Source organism: Bacteroides sp. AM10-21B, assembly GCF_003472565.1.
GTDB classification, from domain to species: domain Bacteria; phylum Bacteroidota; class Bacteroidia; order Bacteroidales; family Bacteroidaceae; genus Bacteroides; species Bacteroides propionicigenes.
The window spans coordinates 1-24,593 of the sequence record NZ_QRME01000002.1 but is presented as its reverse complement, the minus strand read 5'-3'; the positions used below and the strand labels follow the sequence as shown (position 1 = coordinate 24,593).

The window sequence follows — 24,593 nt, the reverse complement described above, 5'->3', positions numbered from 1 at the left end:
TTATTTTCATCCGATTCTCTATCTTTGCGCCCGGATTAGTTATGGAAAAGAGTGTTTTGAAACATACAGGTTGGTTGATGCTTATTGTGGTAGCCGTTCTTTTGCTGATGGGCTTGTTGCCCGGAGTCACAATAGGTCGTTATGTGCTGAGGCGGGTGGACATACTGGGTGATGTGCGTCCCGTACCGGAAGTTGTGAGCGAACCGGACAGCCTGTTACTCTCTCCTCCGAAAGTAAAACCGGCTTTTGTAGACACCTGCCGCAACGGAATGACCTGTATTGAGGATTACAGTGATTCCACTTTGCGTGGCATGACACCTTTTTATCGTGCGTTGGACCAACTGGCAACGAGCCCCCGGCTGGTACGTATCGCCTACTTCGGAGATTCTTTCATCGAGGCGGATATTCTTACGGCTGACCTGCGTGCAATGTTGCAGGAACGCTATGGCGGATGCGGGGTAGGCTTCGTTACGATTACTTCCATGACCAGCGGTTACCGTCCTACGGTGCGGCACAACTTCAGTGGCTGGCAGAGCCATTCCATTATGGATTCCGTATTCTTCGATCGTAGCAAGCAAGGTATTTCGGGACATTATTTCATTCCGAATCCCGGTGCGTATGTGGAGCTTCGCGGGCAAAAGAACTACGCATCCCGGCTTGATACTTGCGAACGTGCTTCTATCTTTTTCTATAATAAAGGTGAGGTCACCCTTTCGGCATCTGTCAACAGAGGCGAACCGCAGACTGAAACTTTTCCGCCTACGGGTGAACTCCGTGAAATGGATGTAACGGGGCACATCGGTTCTGTACGCTGGAAAGTGGAAAATGCCGATTCCACCTTGTTCTACGGGCTTGCTATGGATGGCACGCAAGGGATTATAGTTGACAACTTCTCGCTCCGCGGCAGCTCCGGCTTGTCTTTGCGCTCTGTGCCTGTCTGGATGATGCGCGAATTTAACGAACAGCGTCCTTATGATTTGATAATCCTTCAGTACGGACTGAATGTAGCAACGGAACGCGGACGGAACTACGACCGCTATCGCGACGGCATGGTAGCCACCATTGCCCACCTGAAGAACGCTTTTCCGCAAGCGGGTATCCTCGTCGTCAGCGTAGGCGACCGTGAATACAAAACCGAGGAGGGAGACTTGCGGACGATGCCCGGCATCAAGAACTTGGTTCGTTACCAACAGAATTTGGCTGCCGACAGTGGAGTGGCTTTTTGGAATATGTTCGAAGCGATGGGTGGTGAGGGCAGCATGGCGGATATGGTGCATGCCAAACCCTCCTTAGCCAATTACGATTATACGCATATCAACTTCCGTGGCGGCAAACATTTGGCCGGGTTGCTTTATGAGGCGCTGATTTACGGTAAAGAACAATACGACAGGAGGCGTGCTTATGAAGCGGAGCCATAAAAGGTATTTACGATTGGACGATTTACGATTTACGATTTGCTGCGCGGTGTTGGCATTGTTTTTCTCGCCTGTGCAACGTATCTATGCACAAGATACGCTTCCGGGTTGTCCCCGGCTTCAAGAGACGACACTTGATTGTGATACGCTTACGGTCTATGGACAGCGTACGGATACCCTGCCGATTCCTCTCATCACCTTACCCGCAGCTTTTCAGCAGTTGGGAGAGAACGAACTGATAGACAGTGTCGGTATTCTGAAGCCCTTTTGGGAGAAACTTCGTATGCTTCGCTTGGGTGTCACTACCGATACGATTCGCATTGTACATATAGGCGACAGCCATATTCGCGGTCATATCTTCCCGAGGACTACGGGTGAACAGCTTCAGAAAGTATTTGGTGCGCTATCTTATACGGATATGGGGATAAACGGAGCTTTTTGTGTAACTTTTACCCGTCCGGAGCGTGTGGAGGAAATAGCTGCACTTCATCCCGACCTTGTTATCCTCTCTTTTGGAACGAACGAGAGCCATAACCGGCGATACAGTTCCATGCTGCACTATCAACAGATGAATGAACTGGTACGTATGCTGCGTGAAAGTTTGCCCGGTGTCCCGATGCTGATGACTACTCCGCCCGGTTCATACGAGAGTTTTCGCCAGCGTCGTCGTCGACGCACTTATAAAATAAATCCCCGTACGTCTGTGGCTGTACAGACTATTCGCCGTTTTGCCGATGCCAACGGATTGGCTGTGTGGGATATGTACGAGGCTTTCGGTGGTATTCGCCGGGCTTGCCTTAACTGGCAGGAAGCGGGGCTGATGCGTCCCGACCACATACACTATCTTCCGGAAGGATATGTATTGCAGGGTGAAATGTTCTATCGTGCCTTGTTGAAAGCGTATAATGACTATTGTAACCAATGAATGTATTTAATCTAAATATAGACTTTGCCCGCTTGCGCGACCTGTTCGTGTATGATCCGCACGCGCCGATGATATTTAGTAGTGGTATTTTTCTGTGGCTGTTTGCAGCTTTTATCGTGTTCTATTTACTATTGCAACGTCGCACCACAGCCCGTCTGATGTTCGTTACCCTGTTTTCTTACTATTTTTATTATAAAAGTAGCGGTACGTATTTCTTTTTGCTTGCCATCGTTACGGTAAGTGACTTTTTTATAGCCCGTCTCATGTCACGTGCTACTGCGCATTGGTTGCGTAAAATGTGGGTGGCAGTCAGTCTGACGATAAACCTGGGATTGCTGTGCTACTTTAAATATACGAATTTCCTTGGAGACTTTTTTGCTTCGCTGACAGGTGGTACATTCACCGCTATGGATATATTTCTTCCTGTCGGCATATCATTTTTCACATTCCAGTCGTTGAGCTACACGATTGATGTGTATCGCAAGGAGATAACACCCCTTACCAATTTGTTGGATTATGCGTTCTACGTATCTTTCTTCCCGCAATTGGTGGCAGGCCCTATTGTTCGTGCACGCGATTTTATTCCGCAAATCCGTCGCCCGCTGTTTGTTTCCGGGGAGATGTTTGGAAGGGGTATCTTTTTGATTGTAAGCGGTCTTTTCAAGAAAGCGGTTATCTCGGATTATATCAGTATTAATTTTGTGGAGCGCATATTCGATAATCCTACTTTGTATTCGGGCGTGGAAAACCTTATGGGTGTTTACGGTTATGCACTTCAAATCTATTGTGATTTCTCTGGATATAGCGATATGGCTATCGGCATTGCCTTGCTGTTGGGTTTTCATTTTAATATGAACTTCGACTCACCTTATAAGTCGGCGTCCATTACGGAGTTCTGGCGTCGCTGGCATATCTCGCTTTCCAGTTGGCTGCGCGATTATCTCTATATATCTTTGGGTGGTAACCGTAAGGGAAAGATACGTCAATATGCTAATCTCATCATCACTATGTTCTTGGGAGGTTTGTGGCATGGAGCATCTTGGAACTTTGTTTTTTGGGGAATGCTGCACGGTGTTGCCCTGGCAGCCCATAAGTTCTGGATGAGCATTACCGGCAAGAGGAAAGGAAAGCACAGCCATGGTATCCGCCGTTTCTTCGACATTGTTATTACGTTTCACTTCGTTTGCTTCTGTTGGATATTCTTCCGTAATGCCGATTTTTCAACTTCTTTGGATATGTTGAATCAGATATTCACAACTTTCCGCCCTCAACTTCTTCCGCAATTGGTTACGGGTTATTGGGAAGTGTTTGCTTTGATGGCGCTCGGTTTCTTCCTTCATTTCGTACCGGACAGTTGGGAGCACGCTTGCAGTAAGGCGGTTGTTCGTCTTCCGTTGATAGGGAAAGCGTTGTTGTTAGTTGCTATGATTTACCTTGTTATCCAAATGAAGAGTTCGGAGATACAGCCGTTTATCTACTTTCAGTTCTAAGACAGAATGATACATACAATAAAGTTTATGAAACGCCCGGTACAATAGCGTATCGGGTAACCCTGTATCTTTGTGACATAAATAAATCTGATTACTATCATTAAAAAAACAACAATCATGAAACGGGAACTTTTTTATTGGTTACCTCTTCTACTTCTGATAGGGTGTAGCCAGCCTACGTACAAAACTACGTCTTTAGCTCCGGAGAAGCGAGCGGAACTTCTGTTGAAAGAACTTACTTTGGAAGAAAAAGTGGCATTGATGATGGACAGCTCTCAGCCGGTAGAGCGTCTGGGCATCAAGCCATATAACTGGTGGAACGAAGCGTTGCATGGTGTGGCGCGCGCCGGACTTGCTACTGTTTTTCCGCAACCGATAGGAATGGCGGCATCTTTCTCGCCGGAGGCAGTATATGAAGTGTTCAATGCTGTATCGGATGAGGCGCGTGCAAAGAATGCACACTACGCATCTCAGGGAAGCTATGCACGCTACCAAGGTCTTACCATGTGGACGCCTACTGTGAACATCTATCGTGACCCGCGTTGGGGACGAGGTATTGAAACCTACGGTGAAGACCCTTATCTCACCAGCCGTATGGGCGTCATGGTAGTGAAAGGTTTGCAAGGAACCAATGACGGCAAATACGATAAGCTGCATGCTTGCGCCAAGCATTTCGCCGTACACTCCGGTCCGGAATGGAACCGTCACTCTTTCAATGTAGAGGATCTCAGTGCACGTGATTTATATGAAACCTACCTGCCGCCTTTTGAGGCATTGGTGAAAGAAGCTGAGGTAAAAGAGGTGATGTGCGCCTATAACAGTTTTGAGGGAGAGCCATGTTGTGGCAGCAATCGTTTGCTGATGCAGATTCTTCGTAACGATTGGGGCTTTGATGGTATTATTCTTTCCGATTGCGGTGCTATTGCCGATTTTTATAATGAGCATGGACATAAAGCATATCCCAATGCGGAGTCTGCCTCGGCGGCAGCTGTGCTGAACGGAACGGATTTGGAATGCGGTTCCAGTTATAAGGCATTGGTAAAAGCCGTTCAAGAAGGTAAGATTGACGAAAAAGATATTGATAAGGCGGTAATCCGCTTGCTGGAAGCCCGTTTTGCTTTGGGAGAAATGGACAATCCGGAAGATGTGTCTTGGACCAAAATACCTTTTTCGGTGGTAGCTTCTGCCGCTCACGATTCACTGGCTTTGGATATAGCCCGTAAATCTATGACTTTGCTTCAAAACAAAGACAATATTCTTCCTTTGAAACGCGGGGGACTAACCGTAGCGGTAATGGGACCTAATGCCAATGACTCCGTAATGCAGTGGGGCAATTATAACGGTATGCCGCCGCACACAGTCACCATTCTGGACGGAATACGGAAAACATTGGGGGCAGACGATAAGTTGATTTATGAACAGGGTTGCAGCTGGGTGGAAAGAACACTGATTCAAAGCGTATTCAACCAGTGCAAGTCGGCTGACGGACAAGGTTTCACTGCACGCTACTGGAACAACGTAAAGCGTGAAGGCAATCCGGTGACTACCACACAAGTAACTACTCCTTTCCGTTTCTGTACATCGGGAGCTACGGTTTTTGCACCGGGAGTAAACTTGACTGATTTCTCCGCAACTTACAACAGTGTGCTCACCCCCCAACAATCGGGTGAAGTTGTGTTTGAGATTTATGCACATGGTTTAGGTCGTTTGCGTGTCAACGGCGAGGAAGTGAAACGCATCTCTAACGTACATGGCGGCAGAGCGCTGAACTACACTTTACAAGTGAAAGCGGGCACTCCCTATGAAATAGAGCTTGATTTTGAATATTTCAGAAGTGATGCACAGTTGAATTTCGACATCGGTTTCAAGCAGAAGGTGGATATCAATGCATCTGTGGCTCGTGTGAAAGATGCTGATATTGTTATTTTCGCCAGTGGTGTATCTCCGGTGTTGGAAGGCGAGGAGATGGGAGTGAATCTTCCGGGCTTTAGAGGCGGAGATCGTACGGATATTGAATTACCCGCTGTTCAGCGCGAACTGATTAATGCGTTGCATCGTGCCGGTAAGAAGATAATCTTGGTGAATTGTTCCGGTTCGCCTATCGCTTTGGAACCTGAAACGAAGAACTGTGAAGCTATCCTGCAGGCTTGGTATCCGGGTCAGGAAGGCGGAACGGCTGTGGCAGAGGTGCTGTTCGGTGATTATAATCCGGGTGGACGCTTGCCGGTTACTTTCTATCGCAATATGTCTCAGCTTCCCGATTTTGAGGATTATAATATGACAGGACGTACCTATCGTTATATGACTCAGCAACCATTGTTCCCGTTCGGTTATGGATTGAGTTATACAACCTTTGATTACGGACCATTGTCATTGGCAAAAGAACAGATTAAGGCGGGAGAACCTTTGAAATTGGCTGTTAGCGTTACCAACAGCGGCCAGCGTGACGGTGACGAAGTGGTACAGGTTTATCTCAAGAAACAGGATGATGCAGAAGGACCCGGTAAGACTTTGCGCGCTTTTAAACGTGTCCGAATACCTGCCGGAAAGAGTATTGATGTAGAGTTCGACTTGAATGACAAAGAGTTGGAATGGTGGGATGCTCAAAGCAATACGATGCGGGTTTGTGCCGGCAAGTATGATATAATGGTGGGAAGAAGTTCACAGGATCAGGACTTGCAACGAGGAAGTTTCGTAATAGAGTAAGGCTTTAAGCCTTTGATAAAGAAAGAGGGAGAATGTCAGAAACCTGACATTCTCCCTCTTTCTTTATTATGTCTTTTGTGCTCGGAATGCCTTTGGCGACATACCCGTGTGCTTTTTAAAGAACCGTCCGAAGAAAGACTGGTCGGGGAAGCAGTACTTATCGGCTATTTCTTTTAGTGATAAGCCGGTAGATTGTAAAGCTACTTTTAGTTCCAGTATAAGGAAGTCATCTATGATTTCTTTGGCGGTCGTGTTTCCTATTTCTTTGGTGATGGCAGAGAGATATCGGGTGGATATGCAGAGTTGTTCGGCATAAAATGCAACATCTCTTTGGGTAATGCAATGCGTATGCACCAGATTTATAAACTTTTTGAACAATTCATCTTTTCGGTTGCTTCCTTCTATCTGTTCCTGTGTGAAGAGCCGTTGCACCTTGTCGTAAGTATCAAGGAAGAAGATTTGAAGCAGGTTTTGGGCGATGGTATTCCTGAATTGGTTGGCTGAGTCTCTGTATATCGCACTACTGGCTTCGGTAAGCCCTGTAATGGCTCGTAAGGCTTCTTTATCCGTATGGGTGTAACAGGCGTTTTCCTTCAGAAAGTGAATAAACGGCGGGTCAAGCCGGAAGCAGGCGGCCTTGAACATCTCGTCTGAATAGGCGAAATAGTGTACTCGGAACTTCTTGGTTGCTGAAGTGAGGGAGAATATGGAGTTAGGCAGTATCATGACAGTTGTATTCGGAACAATGTGGTATTGCTCCAAATCCAGTGTGATATCCGCCTCTCCGTCGATGCAGAACATGAGTACTCCATTCTTCATTTTGACGAGACGTTTATAAAAGAACTCCAGATTGTCCGTTCCGGTTCTGAATGGTTCTGATTGGGTTGTGAATAGTGGGTTCATCTTTTCTGATAATCGTTTATTTATGTCGGCAAATGTACCGGTTCTTTTTGGTTTATTAAACAACCTGTTCTGAAATTGAACAATTGCGTACGTCCTATGAACTGAGTTCTTGTTTGGAAACGGCATACCTTTGCCACCGATTTTCAAAGTTATCAGTAAATCACTTTTAAGATAAAAAGAGTATGACAACAAAAAAGAGTATGATGAAACAGGTGATAACCGTCATCTGCAGTGCAGTATTGGCAGCTTGCGGCAACGCTCCTGCCGTACAAAACCAATCGGAATATCAGGTGATGGACATCACTATATCCGACAAAGAACTACAAACTACTTATTCGGCGGCCATCCGCGGACGACAGGACATTGACATTTACCCGCAAGTGTCGGGAACGCTCACCCGGCTTTGTGTAGAAGAAGGGCAGGCTGTGCGCAAGGGACAGATTTTGTTTATTATCGATCAAGTGCCGTATATCGCAGCCCTGCGTACTGCCGAGGCTAATGTAGAGGCGGCAAAAGCCGCAGTGGCAACTTCCCGACTGACATACGACAGCAAGCGGGAGCTCTATGCTCAAAAGGTGGTTTCCGAATTCGACCTGAAAACATCCTATAACAGCTTGTTGAGTGCCAAAGCCCAGTTGGCACAGGCGGAAGCCCAGCAGATAAATGCCGCTAACAACCTTTCCTATACAGAGGTGAAGAGTCCGGCTGACGGTGTAGTCGGCATATTGCCCTATCGAGTGGGAACGTTGGTCAGTGCCGGTATGCCGAAACCGCTGACTACCGTTTCGGACAATTCCGATATGTATATTTACTTTTCCATGACGGAGAACCAGATGCTTGAACTTACCCGCCGCTATGGTTCCAAAGACAAGGCTTTGGCGGAGATGCCTGCCGTCAGTTTACAGCTGAACGACCGTTCCACCTATGCTCAGGAAGGAAAGATAGAAACGATAAGCGGTGTAATCGACACCTCCACGGGTACGGTGAGTCTGCGTGCCGTCTTCCCTAATAAGGAAGGATTGCTCACAAGCGGCGGTTCGGGCAATATCATTATCCCTGTAAAGAAAGAGAATTGTATTGTTATTCCGCAAGCGGCTACGTATGAAGTGCAGGATAAGGTGTTTGTCTACAAGGTTGTAGATGGCAAAGCACAGTCGGCTCCTGTACAGGTGACGCGTGTCAACGGCGGACAGGAGTATATTGTAGAGAATGGTTTGCAGGCAGGCGACGTGATTGTAGTGGAAGGCGTGGGACTGTTGCGCGAAGGTGCACCTATTGCACCCAAGCCGGCATCAGCTAATCAACAGGTGAAGGAGGGATAATCTTATGAATCTTAGAACATTTATAGAACGCCCGGTTCTTTCGGCAGTCATCTCCATTACGATTGTCATTCTGGGTATTATCGGCTTGTTTACGCTCCCTGTGGAGCAATATCCGGATATTGCACCGCCTACTATTATGGTGAGTACCACCTATTACGGGGCAAGTGCCGAAACTCTCCAGAAGAGTGTAATTGCTCCGTTGGAAGAGGCTATAAACGGTGTGGAAGACATGACTTACATGACCTCTACCGCCAGCAATGCAGGTACGGTGACCATTACCGTTTACTTCAAGCAGGGTATAGATCCGGATATGGCAGCGGTAAATGTACAGAACCGCGTTTCTAAAGCTACGGGACAGCTTCCTGCCGAAGTAACCCAAGTAGGCGTAACCACCAGCAAGCGGCAGACCAGCATCCTGCAGATGTTCTCCCTGCATAGCCCTGATGATTCTTATGACGAGAACTTTCTTGCCAACTATATCAGTATCAATCTGAAACCGCAGATTCTCCGTATCTCCGGTGTGGGTGATATGATGATTATGGGAGGTGATTACAGTATGCGCATCTGGATGAAACCCGATGTCATGGCGCAGTACAAGCTGATACCTTCGGATGTGACGGCAGTACTGGCGGAACAGAATATCGAGTCGGCCACGGGTTCGTTCGGTGAGAATTCCGATGAAACTTACCAATACACGATGAAATATACGGGACGTCTCATCACTCCCGAAGAGTTTGGCGACATCGTAATCCGCTCTACGGAAGACGGTGAGGTACTTAAACTGAAAGATATTGCCGATGTGGAATTGGGTAAAGACAGCTATGCCTATAAAGGTACTATGGACGGTCACGCAGGCATTTCCTGTATGATATTCCAAACGGCAGGTTCCAATGCGACAGAGGTAAACCGGCAGATTGACGAATTGTTGGAAGAAGCGCGCAAGGACTTGCCGAAAGGAGTGGAACTTACCCAGATGATGTCCAGCAACGACTTTCTGTTCGCATCCATTCACGAGGTGGTGAAAACGTTGATTGAGGCTATTCTTTTGGTTATTCTGGTAGTATATGTTTTCTTGCAGGACATCCGTTCCACGTTGATTCCGTTGGCGGGTATCATCGTTTCGCTGATTGGTACATTCGCGTTCATGTCCATAGCCGGTTTCAGTATCAATCTTATTACGCTTTTTGCGTTGGTATTGGTCATTGGTACGGTGGTGGACGATGCCATCGTTGTGGTGGAGGCGGTGCAGGCACGCTTCGACGTGGGGTATAAGTCTTCTTATATGGCAAGTATCGATGCAATGAAAGGCATCTCGAATGCCGTTATCACATCCTCGCTGGTATTCATGGCTGTATTTATTCCGGTGTCGTTCATGGGGGGCACGTCCGGTACGTTCTATACGCAGTTCGGGCTGACAATGGCGGTGGCGGTAGGTATTTCGGCGGTGAATGCCCTTACCTTGAGTCCGGCTCTTTGCGCTTTGTTGCTGAAGCCTTATATCAATGAAGACGGTACACAGAAGCAAAACTTTGCTGCCCGCTTCCGTAAAGCGTTCAATGCTGCATTCGATGTTCTTGTGGAGAAATATAAGAAGATTGTGTTGCTGTTCATCAAACGCCGTTGGTTGTCGTGGTCGTTGCTGGCATGTTCCGTCGTATTGCTGGTGTTCCTGATGAATACTACCAAGACGGGTCTGGTTCCCGATGAAGACCAGGGAGTGCTGTTTGTCAATGTAAGTACCGCACCGGGTAGTTCCCTGAAAACCACAAACGACATAATGGACCGTATAGAGCGACGTTTGGAAGGCATTCCGCAGAAACTGCACTTGCAGAAAGTGGCGGGCTACGGTCTGTTGTCCGGGCAGGGTAATTCCTTCGGTATGATTATCCTCAAACTGAAGCCGTGGGATGAACGTACGGACGACGAAGATCAGGTACAGGCTGTTATCAACCAGATTTATGCCCGTACGGCAGACATCAAGGATGCAACCGTTTTTGCCATTGCTCCGGGTATGATTCCGGGTTACGGTATGGGTAATGCTCTCGACCTGAACATACAAGACAAACAGGGAGGTGATATCAATACCTTCTTCCTGACCACCCAACAATATTTGGGTGTGCTGAACCAACGTCCCGAAATCTCCATGGCATACTCTACGTTCGACGTACGCTATCCGCAGTGGACGGTGCAGGTGGACGCTTCCAAATGCAAGCGTGCGGGCATTACGCCCGATCAGGTGCTGGCCACACTTTCCGGTTATTATGGCGGGCAGTATGTATCCAACTTCAACCGTTTCTCCAAGGTATATAAGGTAATGATACAGGCTGACCCGAAATTCCGTATGGACGAGGCGTCGCTCGACAATGCTTTTGTGCGTATGTCCAATGGTGAGATGGCGCCTTTGAGCCAGTTCGTTTCACTGACACGTTCATATGGTGCGGAGTCGTTGAGCCGTTTCAATATGTTCAACTCCATTGCGGTGAATGCCATGCCTGCCGAGGGATACAGTACGGGTGACGCTATTCGTGCCGTACAGGAGACTGCGGCAACAGCACTTCCCAAAGGCTATGGCTACGACTTTGGCGGAATCACCCGTGAGGAAAGCCGGCAGAGTGGAACTACGGTTGTCATCTTCGGAATCTGTATCCTGATGATTTACCTCATTCTGAGTGCGCTTTACGAGAGCTTTATCGTACCGTTTGCCGTAATCTTCGCCGTTCCGGTGGGTTTGATGGGTAGCTTCCTGTTCGCCAAGCTGATGGGATTGGAGAATAACATCTACCTGCAGACGGGCCTGATTATGCTGATTGGTTTGCTTGCCAAGACCGCTATCTTACTGACGGAGTATGCTGCCGAGCGTCGTAGGGCGGGTATGGGGCTTATAGCTTCGGCTGTCAGTGCCGCCAAAGCCCGTTTGCGTCCTATCCTTATGACCGCACTCACCATGATATTCGGTTTGCTGCCGCTGATGGTGGCTACCGGTGTGGGTGCCAACGGTAACCGTTCGCTCGGTACGGGGGCTGTAGGCGGTATGGTGATTGGTACGCTGGCATTGCTCTTTATTGTTCCCGCCTTGTTCGTTACCTTCCAATGGTTGCAAGAGCGTCTTCGTCCGGCACAATCCATGCAGACGCGAGACTGGCAGATTGAGGAAGAGATGGTTATAAGCAAACAGGAGATAGAGGATGCGCATAAATGATAATATTAAGATAATGACAATGAAGATAAAACTCATAACTTTATCCGCTTTCTGCCTGTTACTGAGCAGTTGCGGTATCTACACCAAATATGAACGTCCTTCCGATATTGATACCGACGGACTGTACGGACAGGACTTGAACGAGGAAGCCGTTGCCGTTGATACAGCCTCTATCGCATCCTTGTCATGGCGTGAGTTGTTTACCGATTCACATTTGCAGGCACTCATCGAACACGCTTTGCAGGGCAATACCGATTTGCTTTCCGCCCAACAGCGTATCAAGGAAGCCGAGGCCACTCTTTCTTCGGCAAAGTTGGCTTATCTGCCCTCATTTATGCTTACTCCTCAGGGGGGTGTCAGCAGCTTCGACAAGTCAAAAGGTTCATGGACCTATACCGGTATCGCTTCCGCCGGTTGGGAAATCGACATCTTCGGTAAGCTGACAAATGCCAAACGCCGTTCCAAAGCTCTCTATCTTCAGAGTTTGGAGTACGAACAGGCTGTCACTACTTCCCTGATAGCCAATGTCGCCAATCTTTATTATACCTTGCTGATGCTCGATGAGCAATACCGCATTTCCGAGGAAACCGCCGTCAACTGGCGCGAAAGCGTACGTACCATGCGTGCCATGATGGCTGCCGGTATGACGAATGAAGCATCCGTCTCCCAGTCCGAAGCCAACTGCCGTCAGGTTGAGGCTTCCTTGCTGGACTTGAAGCAGCAGATTAAAGAAGTGGAGAACAGTCTTTCCATTCTTCTCGGAGAAGTGCCGGGTGGGATAGAGCGTGGTCGCCTTGCCGGGCAGACCTTTCCCGAAGAACTGACAGTAGGAGTGCCTTTGCAACTCCTTTCCCGCCGTCCGGACGTAAAGAGTGCGGAGCTTTCTTTGGTGTCTGCCTTTTACAGCACCAATGCGGCACGTTCTGCATTCTATCCGTCCATTACGTTGAGCGGTACGGCAGGCTGGACAAACTCAGCCGGGAATATGATTATCAATCCCGGCAAACTGTTGCTTTCCGCTGTGGGCTCATTGACACAACCTTTGTTTAATAAAGGTTTGAACATAGCACAACTGAAGATAGCCAAGGCGCAGCAGGAAGAGGCGAAGCTCGCCTTTCAGCAAGCCTTGCTCAATGCGGGCAGTGAGGTGAACAATGCTCTGACCCAAGTACAGACCGCACGCGGCAAGACGGAGCTACGTGCCGGACAGATTGCTTCTTTGGAAAATGCCGTTCGCAGTACACAACTCTTGATGCAGCATGGCACTTCCACTTATCTGGAAGTTCTCACCGCACAGCAGTCTTTGCTGTCTGCGCAACTGGCGCAAGTGGCAGATTGCTTTGATGAAATACAAGGGATTATTAATTTATATCAGGCACTTGGCGGTGGAAGAGATTAATCAATAGTAATTTTACATACTCTCTCTCGTTTTTATTCTCTTGTCCCTCCACTTTCCGGTCTCTCCGGGAGTGGAGGGCTTTTTTGCGGGACGGAACGGACACATTCGCCGGGGCAGAATGACTGCCAACGAAGCATAAAGATTAAAACAGAAAAGGAGGATAGTAGCCATTATTGGTGCGATATACTTCAAGCACCAAGACAAAAAAGCCGGAGCATGAAGCCCCGGCTTTTTCATTATCAACTCTGATAGCCACAACGTGAAGTGCCACTTCGGGATGTTCAATTTGCCGGACTTCCATCGAATTTGTACCAGTTAATAGAACCGCAAGATACACTTCCTGACGACGATACGCTACCTACTCCAACTTGTTGATTGTAATTACCTGTCAGATTTTGTAGAAATTGTTCTTTGCTTTGACTTTCTTTCAGATAGATATTAATGTTTCCACAACGGAGTCCGCCGTTGTCTGTTCCTCCTGTTCCTATCACAGCCGGCCTGATATCACCGCGTGGAACAGCCGTAAGTATAAGACTTGAGTTCTTAATCGTAATATCTCCAACGACTCCTGCACCCGGCCATCCGCAACTCGTACCTATAACCGCTGCACCTGCTCCACCTGTAGCTTCGATGGTTACATCTTCGATTTTTAATTCCGTACCTGTAGCACTAATGTTCGAATTACCTATGGCAGGATTATTGGTGTCGGGATTTTTAATAATCAACTTTCCTCCTTCTGTGCCTTTGACAATTACTCTACCTCCGCATTTTGTTACTATCCCTTTGCTAACGGTTACAGTTCCCTTGATGATAAATGTGGCATTGATTGTAGTTGCGCTACTGGCCTCGGTCAAGAAGATACTTTCCAATATCGTATTCTCAAGGGTAACTGTAGCGTTGATGGTAGGTCCCCAATCACCACTCAAAGATTGTATTATAAATTCTTTGTTGGAATTATCTCCGGTAATACGATAATTTCCATCGTTTGTTATAATCACATCACCTTCTGAAAAGTCTATCGGTTTCTTTTCCACATTTATCGTTATCTGATGCCATTTTCCCACCACGGGAGTGACTCCGCTATTATTAAGCAGACATTCCACATCTCCTATCTTGACTTTCGTTATCGTGTAGCCCGGCACTACGTTCGCTTCCCAACAATAAGTCACTCCATTGTCGTAGGTTGTTTTCTTCATAGGAATATATTCGGGAGTTCCACTGCCTGTTATTTTTGTGGTGGCATCGTTGGGAGTGAACTTGCAAGCAGGATAAGTGTACACTTTTACCTCTTTCACCTCCTCTTTTCCCGAGCCTTCCAATACTACTCGTATCTTGGCGAGTTGGTGGCTGAATGGCAATTCTATCGGGGTTTGTGTTTGGTAATCCACAGTATTGGCCGTTTCTGCATAAAGCGCATAGGCAAGGCCAGCGCCATTCACTCCTTGATTCTTTAAACTTATATCGTTCGTTATATCATTGGGATACCAGCCTTTCACTTTCTGTGCGGTTTTGTTTTTCCAATACAATGCTGTTTTCGTAGTCAGTCCGGTGACATTTCCGCTTGCATCCACATCCACGCTGTATGTGCCTGTACTTGTATTATCATCACCTATTTGTACGGTTATGAGGTCTCCGTTTGTCCACACACTGTTGTTACCATTGGTTGTATTTTCCGACACACGTGTTTGCGGAGCATCCGCTCCCCACGGCTCTGCACTGCTTCCCGCCGTCAGGCTCACGTCGGTTATTTGCAAGGGATATTTTCCTTCGGGCAAGTCTTGCACCGTACCGTCCGTCAGTTCATCGCTTGTGCAGGCAGCGAGCAACAATGCTGCAACCGAGGTATAAGCAAGTTGTTTTATGTTTATTGTCTTCATATCTTAATCTGTTTGAATGGTTATTTTAGATTTCTACTGTTCCTCCGCCGCTGTTGCCTTTTGTCCACGTCATGTCGTTTGTAGTTACGCTTGCTTTAACTTCCTTGCCGTCTATCGTCAGATTGTAGGTGTACTGCGTGCCGCCTGCCCATTTCCCGGATTGGTCGGGGACAGTTGGAGTATATTTAAAAGGCGAATATCCCTTCATATTTATGGTGATAGTCGTATTACTTACCGCTTGCGGAATGACCAATGCCTTATAGCTGGCAAGGGCGGTTTCTTCTACGCCATCGAATGACACGGTGTTTGGCTGCGTAAGTTTGTAAAAATTGATTTCCAATGGACTTACACCAGCCTTAGCCGACAAACCGCAATTTTTCGTGAGAGTTGTAGTGAAATCTCCATCCGTAACAGCATTTATCGTTACGGATTTTATATTCTCGTCATCATGATTTACCACGCCCTGATTGCGGATGTTTACCACCACTTTGGCAGTCTGATGATAAAAGGTGAGTGGCTTTGTGCCTTTAAAGTCAATGTCGGTTTGTGGGGCATAGAGGAAGTCGCTCTTCTGATAGCCGTCGGGATTTTGGTTTGTTTGTACACTCCACTTCGTTGGCAAAGTGCCATTGTCGTATCCTGTACCGAGATACCACGCCGAAACCTTGATGTCACCTGTACTTTGCCAGTAGAATGGAATGACACCTTCCGCAGCATTCAGCTTGGTTCTTTTGCCATAACTAGCGGTAACATAATTTTTTACTTCATCCCCTATCTTTACCGCCACAGCTTCGTTGCTGTCCCAGAGGTCGTCTGCCGTGGTGCGTGTTGTCGCCGTAGTTCCCAGTCCGGTGGCGGTTAGGGTCACGGGGTACTGTCCTTCGGGCAGGCGGTCGCCGTCTGATACATCGTTTTCATTGCTGCACGAGGCAAGAAGGAATGTTCCTGCCAGCAGGCAATAGATAAATAATCGTTCTATCTTCATAATCCAATTTTTTATTTCCTTCTTTTGTGCCACTGGCAGCGGCGTAGCTGATTCAGAAATTCTCAATGACTATTACATCTCGGCGAAACCATTATTACCCTGTACCGTCTTCCAGCCAAAAATCTCGGCATCTCCAATCGTTAATCCTGTTTTGTTGATGGTTACGGTGTATTTGAGGTTGTAGCCTGCCTTGAACTTGTTATCCGTAGTTGCGGGTAAAGCCAGTGTTGCTTTATAGGTCTGCCCGGCAAAGGTAATTTCAATATCGAACGCATTATTCGTCGTTCCTTGTGGGAAGATGATAACTGATTCAGCGGTATACGGATTCTCCTGTATACCGGAAAGCGAGAATACTAAATCTTTTATTTCTGGAGCAGTGGTGTTCGCTTCTGCCACACCGGTTTCTGTATCGAATGTTCCCGCCATATTCAAACTCTTGATGGTGTATTGTGTCAGTTGGCTCAAATTATCAATACCGGTTCCGGCTTTGAATTCAAACGTCAACTGGCTCATGCAATGCTGGAAGCTGGTGCCTGCCTCATCGCCGCTTGTTTTGAAATTAACGGCTGGAGCATTCTTGCTTGCCGTCGCTCCACGAGCAAACATATAGTCAATTTTCGGTTGCTCTGCCGCTGTTTGGTCTGTGGCTGTTATTGTCTTGCTGATAGTTTCACCTGTTTCATTGAACGGATAATAAGCATTAAAGGTTACTTCTTGCAGGTCTTGGAAATAAATAGGAGAAGAGGATGTAAAGCCATTCTTGCTGTCATACGTGTATTTTACATTGGTTCCGGTTGTTAATCCGGTACTTGTCACAGATATGCCGATTTCATCATCATCAGCCCATGTTGTGCCGGCAGCACGGGTTCCTACGATGTTGTAGATTTCGGCATTGACCTGTGCCGCCACCAGTCCGTCGTTCACTACCTCCGTATCATTGCTGCACGCTGCAAAGACTGTTGCCGCAGCTGCCATCACTAAAAACTTTATTGCTTTCATCTTGATATAATATTTTTGTTATCTGTCAGTTGGCATTAAACTCGCCTCCGTTTGCGTTTTTCCATGCAGAAATCTCGCATCCGGTCACGGTCGCTTCTTTTTTGTTGAGCACAATGCTCAGGTTATACTGCCTTCCGGTCACGAGTCCGTTCTTCGGGTCGGCGTCCTGGGCATCGCGGTTAGCTGTGGTGAAGTCCAATTGTGTAGAAAGCGTCTGCCCCAGCACCGCTTCGAATGTCATGCCGGAGGCAGTATCAAAATTTTGGGGGAACAGTATCAGTGAGTAGGTCACGGTTTGCTTCACTTCGTCCGTTGCGGACGGTGCGTTGTAGTCCTTCCCGGTATCATCGTTATTGGCAAACGGCTTGTATTCAGCCGGGGGTTCGGCTTTGGCGGCGGCTGTTCCGGTGGTGACGTTGAAAGAGCCTTTATACAAGTAGTTGCTCAACATCAGTTTCGCAGTCTTCACCTCTTCGTAGCTCACTCCCGTTCCGGGCTTGATGGTCAGAACCAGTCTTGCCATCTTGTGGGCAAAGCTGAAAGCCACGTTCTTTGAAGCCTTGCTGCCTGTGCCCTGCGCCTGGAGGAAGTCGAAGCTTTTCTGTGCAGACTGTTCGCGAGTGTCGGCAGGGATAGTGACCACGTCAGCCGCTAAGTCGGTCTGCGGATAGTAGGCGGTGAAGGTCACGGCATCCGTAGTCCGATAATAAATCGTCGTGCCGCCCGGCACGATGGTAAAGTTGCCGTCGCCATTCGTTGTCTCGTAGGCCACGTTGGTGTACGTTACATCGCCCGACGTGCCGGAGATTCCTATCTTGTCACCGTTCTCCCAAGTCCGGTCATAGGCACGGGTGGGCTGTTGTCCGGCAATATCCGCTGTGAAGCTTACCGGGATGTTCTCACCGGAATTTCCGGTGGCTTCCTCTTCGCTGTTGCAGGCGGTCAGTGCCAGTAGCAGTGCCGCGGGAAGAATGAAATATTTTTTCATCTTATTGTTTTTTATAGGTTTAATCATCTGTTGTATGAGTTTTCTGTATCGCTGTTTGTCTGTCATTCAGCTTCTATCTCTCCATAGTCCACCTTGTTCCAATCGCTGATGGTGGCGCTCACTTCCGCTGCGTTGTCTTCCACATCGGGCAGCGTCAGCGTGGCATCCAGCGCCAGCGGTTCCATCTTGCCGCTGCCGAAGTTCTTCAGAGCTTGGGTCAGGTCGGTGACAACGTTTTGCACCGTGCCGTCTGTCAGGGTCACTGCAAGGGTCAGCTCTTGTTTTTCGCCCGTCATCACGCCCGGCAGGCGCAGGGAGGCGGTGAGTATCGGGTCTCCCGCGGCACGGGTTTCTCCGCCGCCCGTTCCCATAGTGAATATGGGAACAACCGTTTTCCCTTCCGCAGCCGTCAGGCTTCCGGTAGCCAAATCCACCGAGGAGGCGATGCCCGTCAGTGTGGCGGCGGTTTCAGTAATAAGTTGTTCGTCACCGGGCTTCAGTTTCAATGTCAACGCCAGTGTACGGATGCGCTGCATCATGGGTACAGTTACCTTCAGCGTATCGTCCTTCTGTATTTCTAACTCTTTGGACGCGGAGAACAGGAATCCCGGCATGGGGTTCAGCGTGCCGTCTTCCAGCGTGTTCACCGTGGCGGTGGTTCCGCTGACAGTAACACCTTCCGCCTGATGATAAGCTAACAGGCTCTGTGTTTCCGGCAGGAGCAGCGACTTGAATGCGGTTGCTTCACTGCCTTCTGCAGAGGAACTGCGCGCCACCGTCTGCTCCTCACTCCCGATGCGCAGAATATAGTCGGCAGGCAGCACAGCATCCGAGGAGCATCCCGTCCAGTCCGTAGTTACCTGCACCGCTCCCTTATCAGGATGCGGGGTGTTGTAAAGCTCGTCCTTCACGCAAGAAGCGAGTAGCACACCCGCCGCAGCCCACATTATATAAAACCGTTTATACATTCTCATAATTCTTCATTCTTCATTTAAAAGGGCTTCCACACCAGCATGACGCCAAGCCTGTTGACGCCCCAATAGTTCTTCACTTCGCTGCCGCGGCGGATGCGGACGCCGTCTGTCACCGTATATTTGTCGTAATCGGCACGGGTATAGCCGAGGGCGGCATGGAAATCCAGCGACAGGGTGCGGTTCAGCATCAGCCGGTAGCCGCCTGTGATGCCGCCGCCCCGGTAGTCGCCCTGCTTGCCCGTATCGCTCAGCTTGTAGTTGAACTCGCCGAGGTGGTACATGGCGCCGAGGTAGCCGCGCTGCTTCTTGCCGAGATAGTAACGGAGTTCGGGGGAGACTCTCCAAAGGGCGTAGCGTCGGTTGCGGTTGTCACGGCTCCACGATGTCCACGAACCGCCCGCAAGGATGCCGAGACGGGAGCGGGGGATGCGGTATTCGATGCCGAGGTCGGGGGTGAGCGTAGCCCAGCGAAGGAGGTTGAAGTGGAGTGAGAGAGAAGAAGAGATGCTCGAGGGTTGCCCGGCACGGCGGATGGAGTCGGCGCGCAGCCGTTCGCGTTCGGCAAGGCGGCGGTTCATTTCGGCTTCGGCACGGTCGGCGGCGCGGCGCTGTTGTTCCCTACGGTCGTGCTCGCGGGCGGCAGCGGCTTGGCGTTCGCGTTCTTGTTGGCGTTCATGCTCCAGTTGCCGTTCCGCTTTCAGGCGCACTTCTGCCACTTCATGGTAGTAGGAGCGCACTTTGGCAGCTGCCGCAGGACCGGCAATGCTTTCCACCTTTTCTGCGGAGGCGGGAAGGGTCACTACTACTACATCGCGCAGCTGTTCTTTGCCGTAGGCTTCAGGGATGCGGCGGTCGGTAACGAACATCTGTTCGGTGACGCCGTAGTGAAGAATCAGTTCGGACTTTACGCGATTGTTGCGCAGGTAGGCCATACGGTCGGCGGTGATGCCCGGTGCGGATGATGCGGCGTAGCTGCTGACGCAGATGTAGAGCTGTCCGGCACGCAACTGGCTGTAATGCTGTTTTATACGTGTGCGTATTCTTTCCAGTTCGGGCGCATTCTCTTTATAGGGAACAAAGAACATATCTTTTCCACTCACGAAATGGAGTACGCTGGTGGTATCTGCTCCCTTTTGCGCATATATGCCTAAGGAGGATAGCAGTAATAACGTGATAATAAGTGTCTTGTCTTTCATTCGACAGAGCGGTTTTGGGGTTGGGGTGTTTTTTAAACGTTCGTTTAATAAACACCCTTTTTTGCTTAGTCCGAAACGACGCTTTTGTTAAGCCGGCAACCGGGTAGTTTGCCAGTTTTTATAAATGTCACATGACTGGTTATCAGCCTTATAGTTTTTATTTTTTCTGCCGACTGCTTTTTTAAACCGAATAGTTTGCTGTCTAATTTTTTTAACCTTATATTTGTGTTTATTAAACGAACGTTTAAAAAACACTTTTCCCCTCTTATAATGTACGTATGCGCAGGCGCGTATATTTCTCTTTTTTTTAAGAAAAATCCCTGTACATATATATTATACTGCGATATATACCGCGAAAACGCGCGGCGATTTTTATTCGGAAAAAATAGAATTTCTAACTATATTCCTCCGTTTTTTACTTGTGTGAAGAGAAATAACAACTACCTTTGCCAGGCTTTTAAAATTAAACATTTTTTATTGTTAAATGTAATTAGAAAAAAGCATGAAACAAACTATTTTAAAAAAGTCACGGTGATAGAGGAGGAACGGTATTCCGTCACCCTGAACGATGAGTGTATCAACGCGGAGAAGTTCTCCGCAAGTGTCAAATTATCAGCGGTTGAACAGGCGGAGGTGAAGCACGAACGGCATGAGATATTGCAAGCGGCGGCGCGCATCATTCTTATCCGTAAGAAAAGCGGTATGAAAGCCGATGTAAAGTCATGGGTGGCATTGCTGATGACCCTGTTCCGTTTTCTCAACAGCCGTGACGCCTGTCGCGAGATGACTCCTGAGAGTCTTGAGACCGAACTCCACAACCTTATAAAGGAATTGGAGGAGTGCCGGGCGGACGGTTCTTCCGGAAGGCATCGCATTTGAAATTAGCGCAACGGCTCCTTTGTCCTAAAGGGGCCGTTTGCATATTCCACCGCTTCTCCCCACCTTTGTATGGTGGCAGGAGAGAACTCTTCCCCCCACACACAATAAACTTCAAAACTCACAGTAACAAAAGACAATGAAAGATCTTTGTATCACCCTTTATAAAGGGTTCTCCGCCGTTTCAGGCGAAACGGGGCTTCTTCCGGTCATGGAAGACATTCGTAACGGCAAGTATGCCGACACCGTACACCGCATCACCGACTTTGCCCTGCGCGGCATGAAGAAGGAAGCCGAACTACTGAAGAAGTCCCTTCCATACCTCTCGCTCACCGCCAACTACGCCCGCCGGAGACTTCCCCACAGCATCATCCGCTACAACCACGCCGTCACCATAGACATCGACGGGCTGGCGGACGACCGGATTCCCGACCTCCGCCGCCGTGTGGAGTCCGACCCCGATGTGCTTGCGTGCTTCCTCAGCCCCAAGCAGCACGGCCTCAAGATATTCGTCTTCCTGCGCACCGCCTTCGCCTGCAAGCTGCGCGAGGTGACCTTCTCTGCCGCTGAAGTCAGCTACGACAGTCTCGAAAAGTACCATGCACAGATGTACGATGCCGCCCGCCGCCACATCGAGCAGCTCACAGGCGTGCAGGTAGATACCAGCGGCAGCGACCTGAGCCGGGGTTTCTTCATCTCCTCCGACCCCTGCGCATACCTCAACCGTACCCTCTTGGAGGAGATTCCCGACTATCCCGCCCGCATCCTCCCCGCAGACAAGCCCGCCGGTAAGTCAGCGGACACCTCCCGCAAGTCTCCCCGCCCGGCAGCCGGCAAGCCGGACGTGCCGCCCGCAACCGTAGAGCCCTGGGAACAGATGGAATACCGCAAGGCGCTCAGCACCACCAAGCGCACCGACCGCTTCACCGAAGGCAACCGCGACAACTTCCTCTACATCCTCGGCAACCGCTGCTACCGCAAGGGCATCAGCGAGGCATCTGCCTGCACGCTGATTCTGCGTGACTTCGGGCGGGAGGACATGGACGTGCTCGCCCCCGTGCGCAACGCCTACACCTACATCAGCAAGACCGAAGCCGCCCAAAAGGTGAAAGAGGAGAAGAGGCCCCTCATCAACCGCGTCATGGAGTTTCTGGAACAGCATTACGGCATCCGCCGCAACGTCATCCTCGACCGTCTGGAGTTTCTGCCGCTCGGTGCTTCCGGCACATCCGATACCTCCGGCACGTCCGGCAGCGAGGCGTGCAAAGGCATCTACCGCCCTATGCGCGGCAAGGACTACAACTCTATCTTCGTAGACCTCCAGATGTCCGGCATCGTCTGCTTTCAGAATTTCCTGAAGTCCGTCATCGACTCCGACTATGCCGCCGACTTCAACCCCTTCCTCGACTACCTGGCACGCCTTCCCGCCTGGGACGGTACGGACTACATCGGTGCCCTTGCCGCCACCGTCCGCACGGACGACCAAGAACTGTGGACAGAGGGCTTCCGCCGCTGGCTCGTGGGCATGGTAGCGTGTGCCCTCAACGAGGAAGACATGAACCAGCTTGTCCTCATCCTTTACAGCGAACAGGGCAAGGGCAAAAGCTCATGGATACGCCGCCTGTTGCCCCCTCAGTGGAAAGAGTACTTCTACAACGGCATGATAGACCCCGGCAACAAGGACCATGCGCAGCTGCTTTCCACTCGTCTCATCATCAATATGGAGGAATTCGAGGGAGTGAAGCCCGGCGAACTTGCCGAACTCAAGCGCATCATCACGCAGGAGAACGTGACGCAGCGCAAGGTGTGGGACGCGCAGGCGTTCACCTTCGTCCGCCATGCCTCGTTCATCGGCAGCACCAACAACCGCCAGTGTCTGCAGGACATCGGCGGCAACCGCCGTTTCCTCCCCGTGACGGTGAAGGAGGTGGACTACCGCACGCCCGTGAACCATGCGGGTGTCTACTCTCAGGTGCTTGCGCTGCTGAAGGAGAAGTATCGCTACTGGTTCGAGGGACACGAGATAGAGCTCCTGAACCTCCACAACGAGCTGCACCGCATGAAGGACCCCGTAGAGGAGAACCTCTTCGTCTACTTCCGCAAGGCGCTTCCCGAAGATTTGTGCGTGAAGTGGATGCCTGCCGCAGCCATACTGTCCAAGATAGCCGTCTACGGCAAGGTGCAGGTGAACCGTCAGGCGATGCAGGCTCTGGTGCAATCGCTGGAGAAGTATATGTTCAGAAGCCGTACGAACGCGCAGGGCAGCACCGAATATGAAGTGGTGGACATCCAACAAGCGGACGTGGAGGCGAACTTCAGGAAGTAGGATGTAAGTAAATGCGCATAATTAGTTTATACTATCTGTCATTCAGAGCGAAGCGAAGAATCCACTCTCTTGATATATACACAAAAAAGAGATTCTTCGCTTCGTTCTGAATGACAGATACTCTTGATATAAACTAAATTTCAACACTTGCCTATCAAAAAAAGTTTTGCCCGTGTTGCAAATCCCTTCTGATGTACATCATACGGAATTTGCAACACAGGCAAACTATGCGGAGCCTACAGCACAGGCAGAATCTTGTCCATAAAAAAAGGCTATCTATCCCAGACAGCCAATCTTTTTGTTAACCTTAAATCTAATACTATGAAAAACACACTGCAAAGATACGGACTTCTTTGAAAACTCCAAATTTACGGAGAGAATCGGCGCGTTTTATAACATGGTTTAGTTGAATAATGCTTCTGTTAACATTTAACATAATCAATATGCGTTTTTAACTTGTGTGTGAATACAATCGTTAACAACCTTTACGGCTCTCCGAGCGTCTCCACAATCATCCTCACCTGCCTCCTCGTATAGCGGTGGTCTCCGGGCCCTTCTCCCGCACTGTACATGGCGTTGTACAGTGCGGGGTTTCTCTTTATCCAATAGCGCATCTTGCGCATGGCGGGCACAAGCGGCATATCGGGATTGTACAGGTGTGCCAACTCCGATTTCCGGTAGGAACGGATAATGAACGGCTCTTCAATGCAATGGTTTTCCATCTTCTTTCTTTTGTTTTAAATGGTTGATAATAGCTGTTTTACTCTCTTAACTGTAGCTCAAATATACGGAAAAATCATGGATTACGGAAGTGAAAAGCGTATTATAATCGGTTGAAATTCAATGGAATCAAACTACTGACATCCATATCCCACCGCACCCGTGTACGACAAAACAGGGCTTCCCGGTTCCGTATCTTTGTACTACGGAAAAAGGGAGAGGAGTTGCTTCAAAACTCTGATTGACAAATCATCCTGTCATTCAGAGGAGCTTGCGACGAAGAATCTCCTCCC

At 49.1% G+C, this 24,593-nt stretch carries 18 protein-coding genes; 9 read left to right on the top strand and 9 right to left on the bottom strand.

Annotated elements, in window-relative coordinates:
- Positions 1-41: 41 nt before the first annotated feature.
- The 4 genes from DW121_RS02110 (at position 42) to xyl3A (ending at position 6,536) form a co-directional block, all read left to right on the top strand.
- On the top strand, positions 42-1,418 hold the full coding sequence (locus DW121_RS02110; RefSeq protein WP_118322940.1) for an SGNH/GDSL hydrolase family protein: 1,377 nt from the start codon (positions 42-44) through the stop codon (positions 1,416-1,418).
- Positions 1,402-2,340, top strand: a complete 939-nt coding sequence (locus tag DW121_RS02105) for an SGNH/GDSL hydrolase family protein (RefSeq protein WP_187119997.1) — start codon at positions 1,402-1,404, stop codon at positions 2,338-2,340. The genes DW121_RS02110 and DW121_RS02105 overlap by 17 nt, the downstream gene beginning before the upstream one ends.
- The gene (locus DW121_RS02100; protein ID WP_117710288.1) at positions 2,337-3,830 is read left to right on the top strand and encodes an MBOAT family O-acyltransferase; all 1,494 of its coding nucleotides are present in this window, start codon (positions 2,337-2,339) and stop codon (positions 3,828-3,830) included. The genes DW121_RS02105 and DW121_RS02100 overlap by 4 nt, the downstream gene beginning before the upstream one ends.
- 117 nt (positions 3,831-3,947) lie before the next feature.
- Complete coding sequence (xyl3A, locus tag DW121_RS02095) at positions 3,948-6,536, top strand: xylan 1,4-beta-xylosidase (protein WP_118322939.1); 2,589 nt, start codon at positions 3,948-3,950, stop codon at positions 6,534-6,536.
- Positions 6,537-6,602: 66 nt separating this feature from the next.
- Here xyl3A and DW121_RS02090 read toward each other — a convergent pair whose 3' ends face one another.
- A complete protein-coding gene (locus tag DW121_RS02090) occupies positions 6,603-7,439 on the bottom strand; it encodes a helix-turn-helix domain-containing protein (protein WP_118322938.1) in 837 nt (278 codons plus the stop codon).
- A 182-nt stretch (positions 7,440-7,621) separates the two neighbouring features.
- On the opposite strand from DW121_RS02090, the gene DW121_RS02085 reads away from it, so the two are divergent.
- The 3 genes from DW121_RS02085 to DW121_RS02075 are packed head-to-tail and all read left to right on the top strand — an operon-like array spanning position 7,622 to position 13,359.
- Entirely contained in the window at positions 7,622-8,761 is a 1,140-nt protein-coding gene (locus tag DW121_RS02085) for an efflux RND transporter periplasmic adaptor subunit (RefSeq protein ID WP_118322937.1), read from the top strand.
- A gap of 4 nt (positions 8,762-8,765) precedes the next feature.
- Positions 8,766-11,960 (top strand): efflux RND transporter permease subunit, encoded by a 3,195-nt coding sequence (locus DW121_RS02080; protein ID WP_118322936.1) that lies wholly within the window; start codon positions 8,766-8,768, stop codon positions 11,958-11,960.
- Between the two features lie 19 nt (positions 11,961-11,979).
- Positions 11,980-13,359 (top strand): TolC family protein, encoded by a 1,380-nt coding sequence (locus DW121_RS02075; RefSeq protein WP_118323093.1) that lies wholly within the window; start codon positions 11,980-11,982, stop codon positions 13,357-13,359.
- 142 nt (positions 13,360-13,501) lie between these two features.
- Here the strand turns inward: DW121_RS02075 and DW121_RS15565 are convergent, their stop codons facing one another.
- The 7 genes from DW121_RS15565 to DW121_RS02045 form a co-directional block, all read right to left on the bottom strand.
- On the bottom strand, positions 13,502-13,660 hold the full coding sequence (locus DW121_RS15565) for a hypothetical protein (RefSeq protein ID WP_158573908.1): 159 nt from the start codon (positions 13,658-13,660) through the stop codon (positions 13,502-13,504).
- On the bottom strand, positions 13,641-15,236 hold the full coding sequence (locus tag DW121_RS02070; RefSeq protein ID WP_118322935.1) for a hypothetical protein: 1,596 nt from the start codon (positions 15,234-15,236) through the stop codon (positions 13,641-13,643). Before DW121_RS02070 ends, DW121_RS15565 begins: the two co-directional genes overlap by 20 nt.
- A 25-nt stretch (positions 15,237-15,261) precedes the next feature.
- Positions 15,262-16,221 carry a fimbrillin family protein gene (locus tag DW121_RS02065; RefSeq protein ID WP_117710576.1) on the bottom strand — a complete coding sequence of 320 codons (960 nt, stop codon included), beginning with the start codon at positions 16,219-16,221 and terminating at the stop codon, positions 15,262-15,264.
- Between the two features lie 72 nt (positions 16,222-16,293).
- Entirely contained in the window at positions 16,294-17,220 is a 927-nt protein-coding gene (locus tag DW121_RS02060) for a fimbrillin family protein (RefSeq protein WP_118322934.1), read from the bottom strand.
- Between the two features lie 25 nt (positions 17,221-17,245).
- Complete coding sequence (locus DW121_RS02055) at positions 17,246-18,208, bottom strand: fimbrillin family protein (RefSeq protein WP_118323092.1); 963 nt, start codon at positions 18,206-18,208, stop codon at positions 17,246-17,248.
- 62 nt (positions 18,209-18,270) lie between these two features.
- Positions 18,271-19,182 carry a FimB/Mfa2 family fimbrial subunit gene (locus tag DW121_RS02050; protein WP_117710281.1) on the bottom strand — a complete coding sequence of 304 codons (912 nt, stop codon included), beginning with the start codon at positions 19,180-19,182 and terminating at the stop codon, positions 18,271-18,273.
- Between the two features lie 17 nt (positions 19,183-19,199).
- Positions 19,200-20,378 carry a DUF3575 domain-containing protein gene (locus tag DW121_RS02045; protein ID WP_118322933.1) on the bottom strand — a complete coding sequence of 393 codons (1,179 nt, stop codon included), beginning with the start codon at positions 20,376-20,378 and terminating at the stop codon, positions 19,200-19,202.
- A gap of 531 nt (positions 20,379-20,909) precedes the next feature.
- Here DW121_RS02045 and DW121_RS02040 point away from each other — a divergent pair.
- Positions 20,910-21,257, top strand: a complete 348-nt coding sequence (locus tag DW121_RS02040) for a hypothetical protein (protein WP_147399659.1) — start codon at positions 20,910-20,912, stop codon at positions 21,255-21,257.
- Between the two features lie 136 nt (positions 21,258-21,393).
- Entirely contained in the window at positions 21,394-23,580 is a 2,187-nt protein-coding gene (locus DW121_RS02035; protein WP_118322931.1) for a VapE domain-containing protein, read from the top strand.
- 485 nt (positions 23,581-24,065) lie between these two features.
- Here DW121_RS02035 and DW121_RS02030 read toward each other — a convergent pair whose 3' ends face one another.
- The gene (locus DW121_RS02030) at positions 24,066-24,302 is read right to left on the bottom strand and encodes a DUF4248 domain-containing protein (protein WP_118322930.1); all 237 of its coding nucleotides are present in this window, start codon (positions 24,300-24,302) and stop codon (positions 24,066-24,068) included.
- Positions 24,303-24,593 lie beyond the last annotated feature (291 nt).